Origin of the sequence: Antrihabitans stalactiti (genome assembly GCF_012932915.1) — a bacterium.
GTDB lineage: Bacteria > Actinomycetota > Actinomycetes > Mycobacteriales > Mycobacteriaceae > Antrihabitans > Antrihabitans stalactiti.
Genome location: NZ_VCQU01000001.1, coordinates 1,068,724 through 1,084,390 on the forward strand (window position 1 = coordinate 1,068,724; position 15,667 = coordinate 1,084,390).

16 protein-coding genes are annotated in these 15,667 nt (G+C 65.9%); 7 read left to right on the plus strand and 9 right to left on the minus strand.

Going from position 1 to position 15,667, the window contains the following annotated elements; all coding sequences use genetic code 11:
* Nucleotides 1-51: 51 nt before the first annotated feature.
* A complete protein-coding gene (locus FGL95_RS05160; protein ID WP_169585068.1) occupies nucleotides 52-627 on the minus strand; it encodes a TIGR03086 family metal-binding protein in 576 nt (191 codons plus the stop codon).
* A 94-nt stretch (nucleotides 628-721) separates the two neighbouring features.
* On the opposite strand from FGL95_RS05160, the gene FGL95_RS05165 reads away from it, so the two are divergent.
* Nucleotides 722-1,702 carry a helix-turn-helix transcriptional regulator gene (locus FGL95_RS05165; RefSeq protein ID WP_169585069.1) on the plus strand — a complete coding sequence of 327 codons (981 nt, stop codon included), beginning with the start codon at nucleotides 722-724 and terminating at the stop codon, nucleotides 1,700-1,702.
* 20 nt (nucleotides 1,703-1,722) lie between these two features.
* Here FGL95_RS05165 and FGL95_RS05170 read toward each other — a convergent pair whose 3' ends face one another.
* The 3 genes from FGL95_RS05170 to FGL95_RS05180 all read right to left on the minus strand — a co-directional run bounded on the left by FGL95_RS05170 (nucleotide 1,723) and on the right by FGL95_RS05180 (nucleotide 4,683).
* Nucleotides 1,723-2,754, minus strand: coding sequence for an ATP-dependent 6-phosphofructokinase (locus FGL95_RS05170; protein ID WP_169585070.1), 1,032 nt, complete (start codon nucleotides 2,752-2,754; stop codon nucleotides 1,723-1,725).
* Nucleotides 2,755-2,826: 72 nt separating this feature from the next.
* Nucleotides 2,827-3,489, minus strand: coding sequence for a response regulator (locus FGL95_RS05175; protein ID WP_169585071.1), 663 nt, complete (start codon nucleotides 3,487-3,489; stop codon nucleotides 2,827-2,829).
* A gap of 9 nt (nucleotides 3,490-3,498) precedes the next feature.
* Entirely contained in the window at nucleotides 3,499-4,683 is a 1,185-nt protein-coding gene (locus FGL95_RS05180) for a sensor histidine kinase (protein ID WP_169585072.1), read from the minus strand.
* Nucleotides 4,684-4,794: 111 nt separating this feature from the next.
* Between FGL95_RS05180 and FGL95_RS05185 the strand changes: the two genes are divergently transcribed.
* Nucleotides 4,795-5,436, plus strand: coding sequence for a hypothetical protein (locus tag FGL95_RS05185; protein WP_169585073.1), 642 nt, complete (start codon nucleotides 4,795-4,797; stop codon nucleotides 5,434-5,436).
* A complete protein-coding gene (locus tag FGL95_RS05190) occupies nucleotides 5,433-6,731 on the plus strand; it encodes an alpha/beta-hydrolase family protein (protein WP_169585074.1) in 1,299 nt (432 codons plus the stop codon). Before FGL95_RS05185 ends, FGL95_RS05190 begins: the two co-directional genes overlap by 4 nt.
* Before the next feature lie 66 nt (nucleotides 6,732-6,797).
* Here the strand turns inward: FGL95_RS05190 and gatA are convergent, their stop codons facing one another.
* Nucleotides 6,798-8,276, minus strand: a complete 1,479-nt coding sequence (gatA, locus tag FGL95_RS05195; RefSeq protein ID WP_169585075.1) for an Asp-tRNA(Asn)/Glu-tRNA(Gln) amidotransferase subunit GatA — start codon at nucleotides 8,274-8,276, stop codon at nucleotides 6,798-6,800.
* A complete protein-coding gene (gene gatC / locus FGL95_RS32195; protein ID WP_169585076.1) occupies nucleotides 8,273-8,572 on the minus strand; it encodes an Asp-tRNA(Asn)/Glu-tRNA(Gln) amidotransferase subunit GatC in 300 nt (99 codons plus the stop codon). Before gatC ends, gatA begins: the two co-directional genes overlap by 4 nt.
* A 187-nt stretch (nucleotides 8,573-8,759) precedes the next feature.
* On the opposite strand from gatC, the gene FGL95_RS05205 reads away from it, so the two are divergent.
* Together FGL95_RS05205 and FGL95_RS05210 are read left to right on the plus strand one after the other, a co-directional pair.
* A complete protein-coding gene (locus tag FGL95_RS05205) occupies nucleotides 8,760-9,410 on the plus strand; it encodes an ACT domain-containing protein (protein WP_169585077.1) in 651 nt (216 codons plus the stop codon).
* Between the two features lie 9 nt (nucleotides 9,411-9,419).
* Nucleotides 9,420-10,205 carry an SMP-30/gluconolactonase/LRE family protein gene (locus tag FGL95_RS05210; RefSeq protein ID WP_338079712.1) on the plus strand — a complete coding sequence of 262 codons (786 nt, stop codon included), beginning with the start codon at nucleotides 9,420-9,422 and terminating at the stop codon, nucleotides 10,203-10,205.
* On the opposite strand, the gene FGL95_RS05215 is transcribed toward FGL95_RS05210, so the two are convergent.
* Nucleotides 10,198-10,968, minus strand: a complete 771-nt coding sequence (locus FGL95_RS05215; protein WP_169585079.1) for a TetR/AcrR family transcriptional regulator C-terminal domain-containing protein — start codon at nucleotides 10,966-10,968, stop codon at nucleotides 10,198-10,200. The two genes, FGL95_RS05210 and FGL95_RS05215, sit on opposite strands and share 8 nt — an antisense overlap.
* Before the next feature lie 105 nt (nucleotides 10,969-11,073).
* On the opposite strand from FGL95_RS05215, the gene FGL95_RS05220 reads away from it, so the two are divergent.
* Nucleotides 11,074-13,671, plus strand: a complete 2,598-nt coding sequence (locus FGL95_RS05220; protein ID WP_169585080.1) for an ATP-binding protein — start codon at nucleotides 11,074-11,076, stop codon at nucleotides 13,669-13,671.
* 107 nt (nucleotides 13,672-13,778) lie between these two features.
* Nucleotides 13,779-13,901, plus strand: a complete 123-nt coding sequence (locus FGL95_RS32725; protein WP_277351729.1) for a hypothetical protein — start codon at nucleotides 13,779-13,781, stop codon at nucleotides 13,899-13,901.
* A 5-nt stretch (nucleotides 13,902-13,906) separates the two neighbouring features.
* Here the strand turns inward: FGL95_RS32725 and FGL95_RS05225 are convergent, their stop codons facing one another.
* A complete protein-coding gene (locus tag FGL95_RS05225) occupies nucleotides 13,907-14,941 on the minus strand; it encodes an S-adenosylmethionine:tRNA ribosyltransferase-isomerase (protein WP_169585081.1) in 1,035 nt (344 codons plus the stop codon).
* Nucleotides 14,938-15,639: an SDR family NAD(P)-dependent oxidoreductase gene (locus tag FGL95_RS05230; protein ID WP_169585082.1), complete on the minus strand. Its 702-nt coding sequence runs from the start codon at nucleotides 15,637-15,639 to the stop codon at nucleotides 14,938-14,940. Before FGL95_RS05230 ends, FGL95_RS05225 begins: the two co-directional genes overlap by 4 nt.
* Nucleotides 15,640-15,667: the final 28 nt, after the last annotated feature.

Below are 15,667 nucleotides of genomic sequence, written 5' to 3' on the forward strand. Positions count from 1 at the left end.
CCTGTGCGCGAGTCTCACCCTCGAAGGGGTGAAACTCGCGCACGGTTCGGGTCAGGGCTTGCGGCCCAAGTAACGCAGCAGCTCTGCCTCGGCACCGCCGTTGTCACCTTCGACGATCGCGGCGAAGACGCCGTAGTTGCGCAACGGTTCGACGATCGCGTGGGCGACAACCAGCAGCTGGGCGGCCAGTTCGTCGCCCAGCGGCGACGGCTGCCCCGTCCCGATCGCGATGTCCCACGCATGGACGGCCGCATCCATTGCGCACGCTCCCGAGGCGATCGAGATCGGCAGCTCGCCGTGCGGCAACGGCGTCGGGGCAGATTCGCGGTCGTCGGCGACGGCAGCCCACGCCTTCGCGGTCTCTTCGATGGCCGCTCCGACCAAGGCAACCGGGTCGCCCGCGATGGTTCCCGACGGCGAGAAGGGGTCGAAGTCCGGACCGGAACCCACACCGAGCGCCGACGCGTAGGCCAGCTGGTCGCCTGCGGCGTGCTGGACGACCTGCGTGACGGTCCACTCCGAGCACGGCGTCGGGAGGTTCCACTGGTCGGCCTGCACTGCAGCGACTGTCGTCTCAAGTGCGCGGTGCGAAGCGGCAAGAACGTCGCGCCAGGTGTTGTTCGTCATGAGAAGGCCTTTCGGTCGTCGTTTTCGTTATATCTGAAGCCTATTTGTCTATTAGGCTAGATTCGTTCCTAATACCAACGGAGACCGAAAAAAGATGGCAGAAACAGCAACTCGGGTCCTTCGACTGCTGTCGCTGCTGCAGGACCGCAACGTGCGCACAGGCACCGAACTCGCCGACCGTCTCGGCATCAGCGGTCGCACACTGCGCAACGACATCCAGCGGTTGCGCGAACTCGGCTACCCCATCGATGCCACGCGTGGCTCGGTCGGCGGCTATCGACTCGGTCACGGCTCCACCATGCCGCCGCTGCTGCTCGACGACGACGAAGCGGTCGCCGTCGCTGTCGCGATCGGTCTCGCCGAGGACGGATCGACGGGGATCGCCGACATCACCGAAAGTTCGGCACGCGCGTTGGCGAAGTTGGAGCAGATTCTGCCGAAGCGGCTGCAGCGCAAGGTCACTGCGTTGCGGCGAGCGACCGACATCGGTCCGGCCACGACCGGCTCGCGCGAGCCTGACGCGCCCGTATCCGCAAACATTCTCGCCACGATCGCCGGCGCGATTCGCGACAACACGACCGTACGAATCTCGGAGCTGGACGAGGTCGAGCCCTATCGCCTGGTCAATTGGCAGCGACGTTGGTATCTCGTCGCCTACGACCTCGGGACACATCGCTGGCGAGCGCTTCCCGTCGCCCTGATCGAGCGGGCCGGCATCGGCACTCGACGCTTCCGCCCGCGCAGCCTCCCCAACGAAGACCTCGTGGCATTCGTCCTGCGCGAGATTGCGTCGACGGCGTGGAAAGTGCACGCAAGGGTCACGGTCCTCGCGCCTGCCGACACGGTCATCGCCCGGATCAACCCGGCGGTCGGCGTCGTGGAGGCCGTCGACGCGAACACCTGCATCCTCGTAACCGGTGCTGACGCAATGGAAACCATCGCGATCTACCTCAGCATGCTGATGATGGACTTCCGCGTCGACGATCCCCCGGAGTTGGTCGAGCACATTCGCACTCTTGGCAGGCGATACACCGCAGCCGTCGACTGTGAGCGAATTTCACCCCTGGAGGGGTGAGACGCGCGCACGGGGTGGGGTTAACCGAAGAAAGCTGCTGCTTCTTGATAGCGATAGGCGGGAACGGTTTTCAACTGCTTGACGGCGTCGGCGAGCGGGACCAACTCGATGCGCGTGCCGTGCAGCGCGACCATATTGCCGAATTCGCCTCGATGGGCGGCCTCCGCAGCGTGCAGACCGAATCGGGTGGCGAGGACGCGGTCGTACGGCGTGGGTGTTCCGCCGCGCTGAACGTGGCCGAGCACCGTGGTCCGGACCTCTTTGCCGAGTCGGCGCTCGATTTCGTTTCCGAGTTGTTGCGCGACGCCGGTGAACCGCTTGTGGCCGAACTCGTCGATTCCGCCCTCGCGCAACGTCATCGACTTCGGGTCGGGCTCTGCGCCTTCTGCGACAACGCAAATGAAGTGCGAATCGCCGCGCTGAAAGCGTTTCTTCACCGTCGCACAGACTTCCGCGACGTCGAACGGCTCCTCGGGCACCAGGATCAGGTGCGCGCCGGACGCCAACCCGGCATTCAACGCGATCCAGCCGGCATGCCGGCCCATCACCTCGACGAGCATCACGCGCTGATGTGACTCGGCGGTGGTGTGCAGCCGGTCGATGGCGTCGGTCGCGATGCTGAGCGCCGTGTCGTGACCGAACGTGACGTCGGTGCAGTCGATGTCGTTGTCGATCGTCTTCGGCACCCCGACGACGGGCACGCCTTCCTCCGACAGCCAGTGCGCGGCGGTCAGCGTTCCCTCACCGCCGATCGGGATGAGCACGTCGATGCCGTTGTCGTCCAACGTCTGCTTTATCTGCTCGATGCCGGCTTTGAGCTTGTCCGGGTTGGTCCGGGCGGTGCCGAGGATCGTCCCGCCCTTGGTGAGGAGCCGGTCGGTGCGATCGTCGTTCTGGATGATGATCTTTCGGTCTTCGAGCAGACCACGCCACCCGTCCCGAAATCCGACGATGGTGTCGCCGTAGCGCCCGTTCGCTGTGCGCACGACCGCTCGGATCACCGCATTCAGACCTGGACAGTCGCCGCCACCCGTGAGTGTTCCGATTCGCAATTGCCGACCCCATCGTGGAAGAAAGGTTCTGCTCGTCCCCTTATCTTGCATCCTCGCGGGGGCGTCCGCTCACTACCCGGGGGTAACCAGGCCGCTCTCGTACGCAAGCACGACCGCCTGCGCTCGATCTCGCAGGCTCAGTTTCGACAACACCTTGCCGACGTGGGTTTTCACGGTTTGCTCCGCGACGAACAGCGCAGTGGCGATCTCGGTGTTCGACAGGCCTTTTGCGATCAACTCGAGCACTTCACGTTCACGCGGTGTGAGCGACTGCAACGCTGTCGACTTGATCCGTGGCACTGCGCGGCGTTTGGTGACGTCGGCGATCAGCCTGCGCGTGACGGTCGGCGCCAGCAACGCCTCGCCGTCTGCCACCACCCGGACCGCCCGGACCAACTCTTCGGCGGGGGCGTCTTTGAGCATGAATCCGCTGGCGCCGATGCTGAGCGCTTCGTACACGTAGTCGTCGATATCGAACGTCGTGAGCATCAGCACCCGGACAGGCGGATCGAAGCCCGCGGACAAGATGACCCGTGCTGCCTCGAGTCCGTTCATCTCCGGCATCCGGACGTCCATGAGTACGACGTCGGGACGGAGTCGCCTGCATTCGGCGACGGCGACTTTGCCGTCCGCGGCATCTCCGACGACGCTGATGTCCGGTTGCGCGGCCAGGAGTGCCCCGAAACCCTGGCGCACCATCGCCTGGTCGTCGGCGATCAAAACCGTTATGGCCACCCCGTCACCCTATGCCGAGTGGTGCGCGAACCCCGCGACCACTCCGACGGGCAACTGTGCCATCACCTCGAACCCACCCTCTGCCCTCGGCGTGGCCGTGAGAAGTCCGCCGACGGCCAGTGCGCGGTCGCGCATTCCGCCGATTCCGCTGCCGCCGGTCGCATCGTGGGAAACCTGCTGCGGCGCAGTGGCCGCCTCGTTGACGACGCTCAAAGACACCAGGGCCAAACCGTATTCGATCGTCACTCGGACCGGTGCGCCCGGCGCATGGCGCGATGCGTTCGACAACGACTCCTGCAAGATGCGGTACACCGCGAGACCGGTCGTCTCCGAGATCGCGCTGCGATCGCCATTGATGTTCCAGGACAATGGAACTCCAGCCCGCAGACTGCCTTCCAGCAGTTCTTCGACCTGAGCGGTGCCAGGCTGAGGCGCATGCTCCGGCCCCACGCCGTCGCTGCGCAGCACGCCGAGGATGCCCCTGATCTCGTTCAGCGCCTCACGCGCGGTCGCGCCGATCGATTCGAATTCGGCTCTAGCAGAAGGCGATACATCAGGTACGCGGTAGGCGGCAGTCTGCGCTTGGACGACGACCAGCGACATGTGGTGTGCGACGACGTCGTGCAGATCGCGGGCGATGCGCGCTTTTTCTTCCAACACGGTCCGGCGGGCGCGCTCGAGCTCGCTGACTTCCTCCTGTTCGGCGAGCTGGCGACGAGACAGGACGAGCCATCGCACCAGCAGCGCGACAACGACCGTGGCAGTGAGTAACACGGTCCAGCCCGCTCGTGCACCAGGACCCATGTTCGCGACGAACAGCAGGACAGTCGAAACCCATGCGACACCGACGATGGGCAATGCGGTCCGCAAGCTGACCGCGAACAGCAACGGCAACAGAACGAGAATGTGGACGACTTGCCATGGGATCTCGTTGCCCGGCGTCGACGCGAACGCAATCGGGATCACCAACGCCGAGATAGCTGAAATTGCCCACCCCAGTGCTGGATTCGCCCTGATCAGAATGAACGGTCCAGCTGCGAGCGCCGCCACGACCGGTTGAATCGGCGCCGACACCGAGTGCGTGACGTGCAAGGTGGGCCAGGCGATCGCGAAGAAGATCCCGGTGACCAGAACGATCAGCCAGTCCAGCCCTCGGCTCCAATTCACACGCCGCACGCGGCCAATTGTCAACATGACACGACACTATGAACCCAGACGCGCGGTGTCGTCATACCTGGGAGTGAAATGCGCGCGGCACCGCAGAGTGATGTGAGCGCGTGCGCCGCATTTCTAACGTCGTCGGCTATGCGAAGAACTGTGTGGACGAATCGTGCGGTCGCGGCAGCGGCCATTCTGACCGTCGCGTCTGCCGCGCTCGCGCCTGCAGCGAGTGCAGCAGGGACCGGGCCGGAAAGTGCGCAGGCGCGGAACATGATCGCGGCGTTGACGACGGACGCGGCACCTGTGATCCCAGCTGATTTCGAGTCCGTGATCGGGTATCGGCCAACCGTGGTCGACGGCTTCCTCGCCAACCCCGACGGCGACTGCTCCTCCCCCGTCACCCTGCCTGCCGAGTTCGATTCGGCCTGCAAAGCACACGATTTGGGCTACGACGTGCTGCGATACGCCGACCGTGCAGGCGAGCCGCTCGGTCCGTGGGCACGGCAGGCGATCGACGCGCAACTGGGCACCCGGATGCACGACGCGTGTGGCTCGCGATCCGACTCCGTCGCGCGCGCCGGGTGCTCGACGATGGCCGACATCGCAATCGGCTTCGTCGATGCCAACTCGTGGCGGCAGGGGTACGTCACGCCCGGACCCGAGCCGGTCGGAATCTATTGTGCAGCGGCGTTGTTCGTGGGCATCCTGCTGATCGGTGTCGGCATGCTGCATTGGCGGCCGCGCACATTCGCTCTGGGACAACTACTTCGAGAAGCAGTGGCATGAGCGCAGTTGTCGAGACCTCATCGCGGCCATTTGCACTTGCCCGAACGGTCGCGCTGCCACGAGTGGGGACGTCTGCCGCGGTATCGGCGATGACGATGGCGTCGCTGGCCCCTGGTTTGCTACCGCGGACCGCAACCATGCAAGCGGTCGTGACCGGCGTGTTCGTCGCACTCGGTCTGAGTGTCGGGCGAGTGGTTCGAGGAAGCGATGCGGTCCGCCTGGTCGGCGTCGTTGTCGGGCTGCTCGGTGTCAGTTGGGCATTCGTCGCCGCCGATCGGTGGCAGGACGGTCTGCGGGCGGCGATGGGTGCGCCTTTGTTGGGTCCGGGCTATTGGGTCCAGGTGTGGGCGGGCGCGGGCGTCGTCGTCCTGGCGCTGTACGGAGTTGTGAAGCTGCTCGGTGCGACCGCGCGGACCCTCGGACCCGCATTGCTGGTTGCGGTGACGGTCGCCGCAACAGCTGTCGGTGTCCCGGCGCTGGTGGACTGGCGGACCAGTTCGTACGGCGCTGCCAACTCGTTCGTCGATCCCGACGTGCATCGACCGCTGTCGGTTGCCCCAGCCGCGTGGGAGCGACTCGGCGCGGAGGGGCGAAAGTTCTTGGGCGGCAGGCCTACTCGTTCCAGCGTGCGCGTGTACGCGGGAATCTCCTCGGCTCCGGACCTCGCCAGCCGAGTCGCACTGGCGATTCGAGAGCTCGAGCAGTCCGGCGGGTTGACGCGGTCCAACATCGTCGTGGCGATACCCACCGGGTCCGGCTGGATCGACGCCAACGCTGTCACCGGGTTCGAGCGTCGCTTCCACGACGACGTGGCAATCGTCGGCGTGCAATATTCGTACGCGCCGAGTTGGGCGACGTTCCTTTTCGGGCGTCGGGCAGCACAGGATTCGGCCAGTGCAGTGGTGCAGGCGGTCGCCGAACGAATTGCGTCGTTGCCGCACCCCCCGAATCTGTACGTCTACGGGCAGAGCCTTGGCGCGATCGGGGGAAGCCACGCGGTCCGTGGCGTCGCGACCTGCGGAACGCTGTGGGCCGGTCCGCCTGCGGGAGCCGTCGAGCGTGGGTCGGCGACCGTGCTGGCCAACAGCTCGGACCCGGTGATTCGTTGGTCGCCGCGACTGCTGTACGCACCGCCGGACCTGTCCGGAGCCAGGCCCGACGCCCCGGCACCGCAATGGCTTCCGGTGGTGAGCTTCCTCCAGACCGCGGTCGACCTGCTCGCCGCCCTCGACGCCCCGGCCGGCCATGGCCACCGGTACGCGGTGGACCAGGGCACCGCGATGCCCGGGTGTTGATCACACCCTCGTGAGTCTTTTTGGAGTCCCTGGACTCCAAAAAGACTCACGAGGGGTGGAAGCGACCTAGCCCCGCACCACCGGACCGCGGGCGAGCTCGTACGCGGCGCCGACACGGTATAGGCGGTCGTCGGCGAGTGCGGGAGCCATGATCTGGAGACCGACGGGCAGTCCGTCGTCCGCGCTCAGGCCCGAGGGCACCGACATCGCGCAGTGGCCGGCGAGGTTGGTCGGGAGGGTGCAGAGATCCGAGAGGTACATGGCCAGCGGGTCGTCGACCTTCTCGCCGAGCTTCCATGGCGTGAACGGGCTGGTCGGCGAGATGAGGACGTCGGCCTGTTCGTAGGCCTTGTCGAAATCGCGGGCGATAAGCGTACGGACCTTCAGCGCCTGACCGTAGTAGGCGTCGTAGTATCCAGCGGACAGCGCGTAGGTGCCGATCATGATGCGCCGCTTGACTTCTGGACCGAATCCAGCCGCGCGGGTGGCTGCCATGACTTCTTCTGCGCTCATGTTTCCGTCGTCGACGCGCAGGCCGTAACGCATCGCGTCGAAACGCGCAAGGTTCGACGACACCTCGCTCGGTAGGATCAAGTAGTACGCCGCGAGCGCGTATTCGAAATGAGGACAAGAGACTTCGACGACTTCGGCACCGAGATCCGTCAGCACCGCGACCGCGGCGTCGAACGACGCGATGACGCCCGGCTGGTAGCTGTCGGAGTGCAGTTCCTTGACGACGCCGACGCGCACGCCCTTCAGATCACCACGCGCGCCTTCGCGCGCGGCGGCGACCACCGGCGGAACCGGAGCGCCGAGGGACGTCGAATCGCGCGGATCGTGGCCTGCGATGACTTCGTGCAGCAATGCGGTGTCGAGCACTGTGCGACCGCACGGACCGCCTTGGTCCAGCGACGATGCGCACGCGACAAGTCCGTAGCGAGACACTGTTCCGTAGGTCGGCTTCGTCCCGACCGTTGCGGTCACTGCTGCTGGCTGCCGAATCGAGCCACCGGTGTCGGTGCCGATCGCCAGCGGTGCCTGGAACGACGCCAGCGCAGCCGCCGAGCCACCGCCCGAGCCACCGGGGATGCGAGTGGTATCCCAGGGATTCTTCGTCGGCCCGTAGGCGGAATTCTCCGTCGACGACCCCATCGCGAACTCGTCCATGTTCGTCTTGCCGAGGACCGGAATTCCGGCGGCACGCAAGCGCGAGGTGACCGTCGCGTCGTACGGCGATACCCAGCCCTCGAGGATCTTCGAGCCGCAGGTGGTCGGCATGTCCGTCGTCGTGAAGACGTCCTTCAGCGCCAACGGAACACCGGCAAGCGCCGAGACCGGCTCACCGTTGGCGAGCGCCTTGTCGACGTCTGCCGCAGCGGCGAGTGCCTGCTCACGACCGACGTACAGGAAGGCGTTGTATTCGGAGTCGGTGGCGGCGATCCGGCTCAGATGCGCCCGCGTGACCTCGACCGAGGACAGTTCGCGGGAATGAATGCGGGCAGCGAGGTCGGATGCGTCCAGCTGCGTCAGATCGACTCCGGTCACTGCTCCTCCCCCAGAATCTGCGGCACCTGGAAACGGCCCTCTTCGGCAGCGGGCGCGCCCGACAACGCCTGTTCGGGCGTCAACGACGGCACAATGACGTCAGGTCGCGTGACGTTGGTGACCGGGTTCGGGTTCGCGGTGGGTGGCACATCGTCAGCCGCAACCTCAGCGACCGTTTTGACGTGATTCAGTATCGAATCCAGCTGGCCAGCGAACTGGTCGAGCTCGGAGTCGCTGAGGGCGAGCCGGGAAAGCCGCGCGAGGTGAGCGACCTCGTCACGGGAAATGGCAGGCACCGCGATTAGCCCCTTTCGTGGGAGAGTCACCGCACAGCCTAGCGATCGGCAGTTTGTATCGGACCCGTGACCAGCTCTTGTCTGTTGGATCACGTCACTGGTTCCGACCGAGCGGTCCGGGGCTCGAAGTGTAAGGATTGCCGAATCTGCGTGCCCGACAGTGGGCAGGCCCCTAGAAAGGACGCACGTGTCTTACCTGCTTCGCGTCCAGCTCCCCGACCGTCCCGGCAGCCTTGGACAGCTCGCACTCGCGCTCGGCTCAGTCGGTGCGGACATCTTGTCCCTCGACGTCGTCGACCGTGTCGACGGTTACGCCGTCGACGATCTCGTGGTCGACGTCGAGCCCGGTTCGCTGCCGGACACGCTGCTCACCGCCGCCGAAGCGCTCGAAGGCGTGCGCGTCGATTCGATCCGGCCGTACTCGGGGATTCTCGATACTCATCGCGAACTCGAGCTGATCGATCAGGTCGCGACGGCTCACGACGATCGCCTGCAGGTGCTGGTCGACGGCGCCCCCCGAATCCTGCGAGTCGGCTGGAGCACCGTGATCGGAATGGGCTCACAGGGCGCATACCGCCTGGTCGGCAGTGCGGGCGCGCCCGAAACCCACGCGACCCAAATCCCGTGGATGCCGCTCGAATCGCCGACGATCCTCGACGGCGACGCCGACTGGGTCCCCCAGATCTGGCGCGACATGAACACGAAGCTCGCAGCAGCGCCGCTCGGCAGAACCGGCAAAGTGCTCGTCCTCGGGCGCCCCGGCGGCCCGGACTTCCGACCCTCCGAAGTTCTCCGACTGGGCTACCTCGCGGGCATCGTCGCCACCGTTCTGGGCTAGAAATAGCGAGTGACTCTTTTTCGGACCCTGTACCGATCAGAGGGCCTCCTGGAGGCACCCACGCCGATGCCTGACGGCTCACTCGTGTTCGCGAACACGACGATGGGTGGCGTTTACCGATTGACCGGCGACACCGCCGAACTCGTCGTCCCCCGAAGGCGCGGAATCGGTGGAATCGCCGTCCACGAAGCAGGCGGTTTCGTGGTTTCCGGGCGTGACCTGGCCTACGCACGCGACACCGATGTGCACTCACTGCTCGCGCCGGACGGCGCGGCCGGGCTCAACGACTTGACGGTCGCGTCAGACGGTTCCGTCGTCGTCGGCGTACTTCGCCACTACCCCACCAAAGGCGAACCGGCAGGCCCGACCGAGGTGCTGCGGCTCGACGCTGCCGGCGACGTGACCACAGTTGCGTCAGATCTGTTGTGGCCCAATGGCATGGGCTTCTCGCCGGATGGCGAAACCCTGTACGTGGCCGAATACGCCGCATCGCGCATTCGCGCGGTCCGTGGGTCGCGAAGCGACATCTTCGCCAGTGCCCCACGCGGCGAATGCGACGGGCTCGCCGTCGACGCCGAGGGTGGCGTGTGGGTCGCGCTCGGCAGTGGTGCCGGTGTTGCGAGGTTCACCCCTGATGGGCAGCTCAGCGAAGTCCTAGATATCCCAGAAGCATTCGTGTCGTCCGTTGCCTTCGGGAGTGGCGGGTTGTTCGTCACCACCATCGGCGCGGTGCTGTTCGCCGACGTCGGGATCGAAGGGCTGCCGAGACCTCTCGCCCGAGTGCCGGTCAGCTAGAGCGTCTTTGGTCGATCAGCACACCGATCCCGTCGAGAATTCGGTCCAGCCCGAATTGCATCGCGTGGGCGGGGCTGCTCGGCGCGTCGAATTCGACGCCCGTCGCGGTCCCGACGCGTGACGAGACCGGATACCGCTCTGGGTCGACGAGTTCGGCGAGAATCGGACCGGTCACGCTCCACCATTGCGCGTCCGTCATCCCGGACTCGGCAGTCGTCTGTTTGACCGTCGTCAGAGCCTTCGCGGTACCTGCGACGTGGGTGAGAACGAGACTCAAGGCCGAATCCATTTCCACGTCGGTGAGCCCGAGTCCGTCGAGCGGTCGAAGCTCGGCTTCGTAGTTGCCCGTGGTGTTCGGGCCGAGGACCGGTCTGTGGTGATCCAGGTGCGGCAACCAGGAATGCCGTTGGTACAGCTCCCAATTGCGCTCCGCGATATAGGTCAGCGCACCGCGCCAGCCACCGTGGACTCGACTCGGTTCATCGACATCGTCGTACAGCTCACCGACGACCCGGTCGGTCATGAGGTCGATCAGGTCGGACTTGCCCGGAACATGTGTGTAGAGCGACATCGCGCCGACGCCGAGTTGCTCGGCGATCCGACGCATCGACACCGCGTCGACCCCGTCACGGTCGGCGATATCGATCGCAGCGTCGACGATCGCGTCCACAGTCAGGCCCGATCTGCCCACTTTTCCGTGCGTGCCCCAGAGCAACGAGAGACTGCGCGCGGGGTCGATCGGGACCTCGCCTTTTGCTGCCACGCGCCAATTTTGCGCCTCCGGCGACGGTGTGCGAGTTTGACCCCCCTAGGGGTGAAATTCGCGCACGAGGGCCGGAGGCGCACAACCGCCGTGGCACGATTGGGTATGGCTTTGCGGGCACTCGAACGGGACGGTCAGCTCGCCGAAATCGCCGCTGCGTTCGCGGAAGCCCAGGCCAAGCGTGGAAACGTCGTCCTGATCAGCGGTGAAGCAGGCATCGGTAAAACGACGCTGGTGCGCGCTTTTTTGGCCGGTCTCGACCCGAGTGTGCGAGTGCTCGCCGGAATCTGCGACGACCTGATGGCCCCTCGAACGCTCGGCGCATTGCGCGACGCGACGCTCACCACCGACGGACCGTTGCGGCAGGCACTGACAGCGGGCTCCCTCGACGACGTGATGACGAGCGCGGTTGCCGAGTTCGCCGGTCCCGCTCCCACAGTCCTCGTCATCGAGGACCTCCATTGGGCCGACGACGCGACGTTGGACGTGTTGGGTCACCTTGCTCGCCGGATCGAAAGCTCGCCGACGCTGGTCGTTCTCACGTTCCGCGACGACGAGCTCTCCGGCGCACATCCGTTGCGTCGTCTGCTCGGGATTCTCTCCGCCGCATCACCGACTCGGCTACGCCTCGAACCGCTGACGATCGGCGCCGTCCGCGAACTTGCCAACGACGACGGCCGTGACGCCGCTGCCCTGCACTCGACCACTGGCGGCAACCCGTTCTACGTGGTGGAGGCCCTGGCGGCCGCGCCGGGTGATGTGTCACCCACCGTCGCAGCGACCGTGCTCGCGCGTGTGCATCGCCTGTCACCGGGCTGCCAGAAGGCGCTGGAGCAACTGTGCGTCGTCCCAGGGACGATCGAATTCGAACTGGCAGAAGAGTTGCTCGGCCGCTCGATCGACTTGCTCGGCGAGGCCGAAGAACGTCGGATCATCGAAATGCGCCCCACCGGAATCGGATTCCGCCACGAGCTGACCCGGCGCGCGCTGGAACACAGCCTGCCCGCGATAGTCCGGCGGTCGGCGAACCGATCGATCATTCGCGTGTTGCTCGAGACCGAGCCGCTGGACCTCGCCCGTCTCGTGCACCACGCCTCCGGCGCAGGCGACGACCGTACAGTCGTCGCGTACGCACCGGCGGCGGGACGCGAGGCCGCGAAAGTCGGTTCGCACCGGCAGGCGTTGATCCACTACGAGGCAGCGCTTCGGACCAATCTGCTCGGTCCGATCGACCGTGCCGCCGTGCTCGACGAGTACGCCTGGGAGCTCTACAACGCGCACCGAGTTGCCGATGCCGTCGGCGCGTCCCGGCAAGCGGTCGAGTTGCACCGCAGCAACGACGACGGCGAGGCAGCAGGCGTCACCATGGTGTCGCTGGCCCATCAGCTGCTCCTCAACGGCGAACCAGCGCAGGCCTTTTCCACGATCACAGAGGCCTTGACGATCCTCGAACAGATTGGGTCCGTGTCGTCACGCGCCTACGTGACGACTTACTACGGTTGCATGCTCGGCACAGCGGAAGTGCTGGCGATGGCTGTGCCGATCCTCGAGCGAGCGCTCAAATTGGCCGCCGAAGCCGAGCGCCCGGACCTGCAGGCCATGTGCTCGATCTACCTCGGTCTCTGCCGCGAGGACCTCGCGAACGACGAGCGGATCGCGATGATTCGCCAGGGCGTCCTCGATGCGGCGGCGAACGGCGATCACGAGGGCGCGGGACGCGGCTACACGATCCTCGCCGAACTCCTCAACCGCTTCGGCTACTTGAACGAGCTGGAGGAGTGCATCGCCGAGGGGTCGGCATACATGGTCGACCACGACCTACCGGTGTACTCGCTGCGTTTCGACATCATGCGGTGCCAGCACATGATTCGGCGCGGTCAGTGGGATGCGGCAGAGCGTGAACTGCGCGCAGTTCTCGAGACGGTGGACGCGGGCAGCATGGTCGGCGTAATCGCGTCGGCTCATCTCGGCAAGATCCTCGCGCGCCGTGGTTCGGCGGATGCCGCGGAGCTCGTGAACAGTACGTTCGAGCGGGCAAAGGCAGCGCGCATCAACCTCCCCCTGGCGTATGCGGGGCTTGCGCACGCGGAATGGAGCTGGCTGTCGGGTCAGCCGATCGCCAGCGACGCCTCAGGGCCGAGGTGGACGCCCAATTCGGCCCACCCAGTCGCAACCCCGATGTATGCGGAGTTCCTGCGACACGCGCAACGAGGCGGCCAGCGCGTCGCGGTCTTCGCAGGCTGCCCCGAACCCTGGGCCAGCGCACTGAAGGGACACTGGCGCGCAGCAGCAGACGCCTGGGCGCGAATCGGCGACCCGTACGAGCAGGCGCTCGAGCTCGGGGACTCCGGCGAACTCGGTCCGATGTTCCAGTCGTTGTCGATTCTGGAAGGCCTGGGTGCCGACGCCGCGGCGGTGGTCGTGCGCAAGCGGCTCCGCGATATGGGCGTCCAACGGCTGCCGCGCGGTCCGGCGGCAACGACGCGGGCGAACCCGTCCGGTCTGACCGAGCGCCAATCGGAGGTGCTGGCGCTGATCGGCGACGGCTTGACGAATACCGAGATCGCGCAGCGCCTCGTGCTGTCTGTCCGGACCGTTGACCACCACGTTTCAGCAATTCTGATGAAGCTGGAGGTGTCGACTCGCCGCGAGGCGGTCGCTCTCGCTCGGCGCCGAGCAGCAGATGCACAGCCGGTTCGTTGACGACTGCAAGGCTATTTTCAGCGTCTTCCAAGATTCGTGTGACGAAATAGTCATAGCGGGCGATACGACAAGCACGCTCGAAACGAAGAGAAAGGCGTGGGGTTCACATGATCAGCTACCTAACCGCGGCTCTCGGCACTGCGCCGATTTTGCTGCTTGCGCTCGGCACGATTGCGCTCGATGTTCGTGACGCGACCAACGAATGGGTTCCGCTCAAGCAGCAGGCCTGATTCGGTCAGCGCAGCAGTAGAGCGCTATCGCCGAACTCGTGCCAGAGATAGCCGGTGTCGAGGGCGGCGTCATACGCAGTTCGCACTGCGGTGGCGCCGACGACGGCTTCCAGCAACATCAAATGTGACGCGCCGGGTGCGTGCCAGCCAGTGACCAGTCCGTCGACCACTCGGGTCGGGCGGTCCGCCGACAGCACCAGATTCGTCCATCCCGTTCGTGCGTGCAGGTGCCCATCGGTATCGGCCACCGACTCGAGCGCACGCGTGACGGTTGTCCCGACCGCGATCACTCTGCCGCCGTTGCGGCGCGTGTGCTCGACCAGCGCAGCCGTCGCTTCCGGCACGGCAAACCGCTCCGGACTTGGCGGCTCACCCGTTTCCGGTGACGAGACCCCGGTATGCAGTGTGATCGGTGCGACGGCGACGCCGCGGACCGCGAGGTCGGTCACCATGCGGTCTGTGAACGGCCTTCCCGCACTCGGCATTTCTGCGCTGCCGTACTCGCGACCGAAGATCGTCTCGTAATAGGTCGCCGACCAGTGCTGCCGCACATACGCGTACGTGATCGGTCGGCCATGGTTTCGGAGAAACCGCGTGACGCTGCCGGTCCCCGAGACGTGCGCGATCCACAGCCGTTGCGCGGGCGGGAGCCATGGGTGCTGCAGGGTGGCGACGACGCCGTCGGGCAAGGCGATGGTGGTACCCGCGACGAGGGCCGAGTCGTGCGGGTGCCCATCGATGGTCCGCGCCTCGACCACCCACGACCCGTCGTCGAGCCAGGTCGAGAAATGCAAAATCACCCGTTGCGCACCGATTCTCCCCGGTACCGCCGCCGTCATCGTGGCCGAATTGTTCACCACGACAAGGTCGCCCGCCCGCAGGTGCTGCGATAGCTCGCGAAAAGTGGCGTGGGTCAACGTGCCACGGTCCGACACCAGCAGCTTCACGCCATCGCGAGTGAGACCACGCGCCTCCGGCGGCGCGGTCGCTTCCCGGTTCGCAGGCAGATCGAAGGCAGGGTCCAGGACCACAACGGTCATCGCGCGGCCCCCGAGAGCAGGTCCGCGGCGATGTAGCGTCCACTCGGCGGTCGGCGGTCGATCAGCTCCAACAGCGCGGGTACGACGGTCTCCGGCTCGGGACGATCCGAGATATCTTCGCCGGGGAATGCGGCCTGGTGCATAGCGGTCCGCATGTCGCCAGGATCGAACGAGTAGACAGGCAGGTCCGGGTTCTCCGCGGCCAGGATGGCGGTGAGGTGGTCGAGCGCTGCCTTCGACGATCCGTAGCCACCCCACCCCTCGTAGGGCGACACCGCTGCGTCGGAGCTGATGTCGATGGCAATGCCGCCGCTTGCGCGTAGCTGCGGCAGGGTCAGCTGCAGAACGGCAAGAGGGGCAACGACATTCGCTTCGAAGACCTTGGTCAGCTCGTCGAGCGGATACTTCGACAGCCTCGGCATCGGACTGGGTCCGAGCGCGCTGGCATTGTTGACGACCAGATCGAGGCGGCCGAACTGGCGCACTGGGTCGATGAGCTTGCCGCGGTGCGTCGGGTCCGTGACATCGCCGACGACGGGAACGAAGGTCGGTCCGAGTTCGTCGCGCAGCAGGTCGAGCCGCTCGGCGCCGCGCGCCGTTCCAATGATGCGCCAGCCCTTTTCAGCGAGCGAGCGCGATAGTGCTCGGCCGAGCCCTGCAGAGGCGCCGGTGATCAGGGCAGTGGGGAATTGATTCATGAACCCATCGTGCGACCTAAACCTTAGT

Excerpts from the sequence above, each read along its gene's own strand:
- FGL95_RS05185 (WP_169585073.1), top strand. The coding sequence starts at position 4,795 with ATGCGAAGAACTGTGTGGACGAATCGTGCGGTCGCGGCAGCGGCCATT.
- FGL95_RS05165 (WP_169585069.1), top strand. The coding sequence starts at position 722 with ATGGCAGAAACAGCAACTCGGGTCCTTCGACTGCTGTCGCTGCTGCAG.
- FGL95_RS32725 (WP_277351729.1), top strand. The coding sequence starts at position 13,779 with ATGATCAGCTACCTAACCGCGGCTCTCGGCACTGCGCCGATTTTGCTG.
- FGL95_RS05180 (WP_169585072.1), bottom strand. The coding sequence starts at position 4,683 with ATGTTGACAATTGGCCGCGTGCGGCGTGTGAATTGGAGCCGAGGGCTG.
- FGL95_RS05230 (WP_169585082.1), bottom strand. The coding sequence starts at position 15,639 with ATGAATCAATTCCCCACTGCCCTGATCACCGGCGCCTCTGCAGGGCTC.
- FGL95_RS05220 (WP_169585080.1), top strand. The coding sequence starts at position 11,074 with ATGGCTTTGCGGGCACTCGAACGGGACGGTCAGCTCGCCGAAATCGCC.
- FGL95_RS05225 (WP_169585081.1), bottom strand. The coding sequence starts at position 14,941 with ATGACCGTTGTGGTCCTGGACCCTGCCTTCGATCTGCCTGCGAACCGG.
- FGL95_RS05190 (WP_169585074.1), top strand. The coding sequence starts at position 5,433 with ATGAGCGCAGTTGTCGAGACCTCATCGCGGCCATTTGCACTTGCCCGA.
- FGL95_RS05160 (WP_169585068.1), bottom strand. The coding sequence starts at position 627 with ATGACGAACAACACCTGGCGCGACGTTCTTGCCGCTTCGCACCGCGCA.